Consider the following 2,594-nt stretch of genomic DNA (forward strand, 5'->3'; position numbering starts at 1 on the left):
GGCTTTTGTGGGAGCTGGCTTGCCTGCGATGGCATCACCTCAGTTCAACTGAATGACCGAGGCGCCTGCATCGCAGGCAAGCCAGCTCCCACACAGACCAGCTCCCACACAAGCCAGCCCCCCCCCACACAAGCTCGCTCCCACAGTTTGACCTGGCTGACAGTTAAATTGGCTTAGCGCCAGTTCCACGACACACCGGTATAGATACCGCGCCCATCGGCCGGTGTGGAGCGGGCCACATCCAACCCCTTGTCGTCATACCCCGGCGTGACGGTATTGGCATAACGCCGGTTGGTGAGGTTGCGCAGATCAACCCAGGCTTGCCAGTCCTGTTTCGGCGCGTCATAGCCGAAAGTGGCGCCCAGCGTTGTGTACGCCGCCGCGTAGTAAGAGTTGGCGTAATCCACCGCCACCCGTGAAGCGTGCTCGGTGTTGAGGCTGGTGTAGAAACCGGTCGGGTGGCTGTAGCGCACTTGCGCCTGGTAGTAATGCTTGGGGATGCCCGGCAAGGTGTTGGCGCCGAAGCGGTCGTCGTCACGGTAGTGGAAATCGCTGTAGGTGTAGGCCTGGCGCAAGGCCAACTGGCCATTACCCCCGCCGTCCCACAATGGGCTGAGCAGGCTCAACTCCACGCCCTGGTGCACGGTGGGGCTGGCGTTGGCTTCGGCCACGACGGCGCTGCTGCTCTGTGTCTGCGCCTGGGTCTCCACTGTGAGCAGTTCGTGACGCACTTCGGAGCGATACAACGCCAAATCCCACTGGCCGAACCATTGCTCACCACGCCCGCCTATCTCCAGGGTAGTGGCGGTCTGATTGCGCAAGCTCACGCCTTCGCGGGCCAGCCCCTTGGCCGGGCCGCCGGTGAAATACTTGTTGGAGCCCCAAATCATCGACCACGCGTGCGGCGGTTCGACCGAGCGACTCAGGTTGCCGTACACCTGCAACTGCGGGGTGAAGTCATAGCGCAGGCCAATGCGCGGCGCGTAGTCCCAATCATGCTGGCTGAGCGGCGCCTGCCCTTGCGGGTAGCTGACCTGGGTTTCGCGGCGGGTGTAGATCGCAGCCAGGCCGGTGGTCAGCCACAGGTCTTGCGCCAGTTCCAGCTCGTTGCCGATATGCAACACCGTGTCGGAACCCAGGTAGCTGTAGTCGCGGGTTTTGGTGCCGGGGGCGTAATAGGTGGCGGGGTTGCTCGACGGCACGCGCACATATTCCGAGGCACCGTTGTTGGGCATCGCCTGGGTGGTGCGCAGGCCAAGGGTGGTTTTGCTGTCGTGGCCGAACCAACTGTCCTGGCGAATGTAGTTCAGGGTGCCGCTGACATCCGTGTAGGCGACTTTCAGGCGGTTGAGCCCTTCGCGCAAATCCATCGGGTAGTCGTGATAGGCCAGCCCCACCTCGACGCGGGAAGTGTCATCGAGCTGCAAGGTGGTCTTGTTGGCGATCCAGGTCGAGCCCGGCTGCAGGCGTTTCGAGTCGCGGGCGGCGTTGAGGCTGTTGGCAGCGGTTGGATCGTGGCTGATCTGGTAGCGCGTCAGCTTGCCGGGGCTGTCGTTGGTGGTTTCGCGGTAGCGAAAATAGAAGCGCGTCTCCAGGTCCGGGTTGAACCGGTAGCCAAAGTTGGCCGCAATGCCCTTACCGGTGCCGGCGCTCTGGTGCTGGTAGCCGTCGGACTCGGAGTCGGTGAGGCTGATGTAGTAGTCGGCGTCGCCTAGCACCTGGCCGGAGCTGATTTCGCGTTGGGCATAACCGCGACTGCCCACTTCATAGCGCACCTGCAACTTCGGCGCGTCATAGCCGGTGTGCGTGACATAGTTGACCGAGCCACCCAGGGCCAGGGCGCCCTGGTCAAAACCGTTGGCGCCGCGCAGCACCTCGACGCGGCTTTGCCACAGCGGATCCTTGAGTTCATAGGGCGTGCCGCCGGGGCCGGTGAGCGGCAAACCGTCGAGCATTTCATACAGGCCCGAGGCGTGGGAGCCGGGGCTGCGGTTCAGGCCTGAACCGCGGATCGACAGCTTCACGCCTTCATTATTCGCCGCCTTGGCATAGACGCCGGCCTGGTACTTGAACACGTCTTCGTTGGTGCTGACGCGCCCCTGTTGCACGCTGCTCATATCGATGAAATTGGTGCCACCGGGCACGCTCTTGAGCTGCGCCTGGGCCACCTCGCCAGCGCTGGCTTCGCTGCTGGAGACCTCGACCGGGGCCAGTTGCAGGGTGTCGGCGTGCGCCAGTGAACTGAGGGTCAGGGCGGTAAACAGTAGTGGGGGTTGGCGCAACAGCATGGGGTAAATCCTTGGCATTCGGGGGCGTGACAAAGCCTGGGCCATCACGCGAACAGTGATGGGAAGCCAGGCAGGCTCACCAGGTCACGCTTAATTAACGGACCAGACCCTTCCCACAACAGCATCGGACCGGGATTATTTTCTAAGTCCAAAATCGCATTAACACATGCAAACTCAGTATTTAAAGAAATAACCAGCACGCATTACTGTGGAGGCATTGAGTCGCCCACGAGATTTCCCCCATGCAAACATCCGCCAGCGTTATTGACTTCACCCTCCACCGTAACCGCCGCCAGGCGCGTGCCG

1 protein-coding gene is annotated in these 2,594 nt (G+C 62.2%); it reads right to left on the minus strand.

The genetic code is table 11. From position 1 onward, the window contains the following. Positions 1 to 173: 173 nt before the first annotated feature. Entirely contained in the window at positions 174 to 2,288 is a 2,115-nt protein-coding gene (locus FEM54_RS30225; RefSeq protein WP_138454026.1) for a TonB-dependent receptor family protein, read from the minus strand. Between the last annotated feature and the right edge of the window lie 306 nt (positions 2,289 to 2,594).

This window comes from Pseudomonas edaphica, assembly GCF_005863185.1.
GTDB lineage: Bacteria > Pseudomonadota > Gammaproteobacteria > Pseudomonadales > Pseudomonadaceae > Aquipseudomonas > Aquipseudomonas edaphica.

Bases quoted from the DNA above. Each gene is read 5' to 3' on its own strand.
- FEM54_RS30225 (WP_138454026.1), bottom strand. From the start codon at position 2,288: ATGCTGTTGCGCCAACCCCCACTACTGTTTACCGCCCTGACCCTCAGT.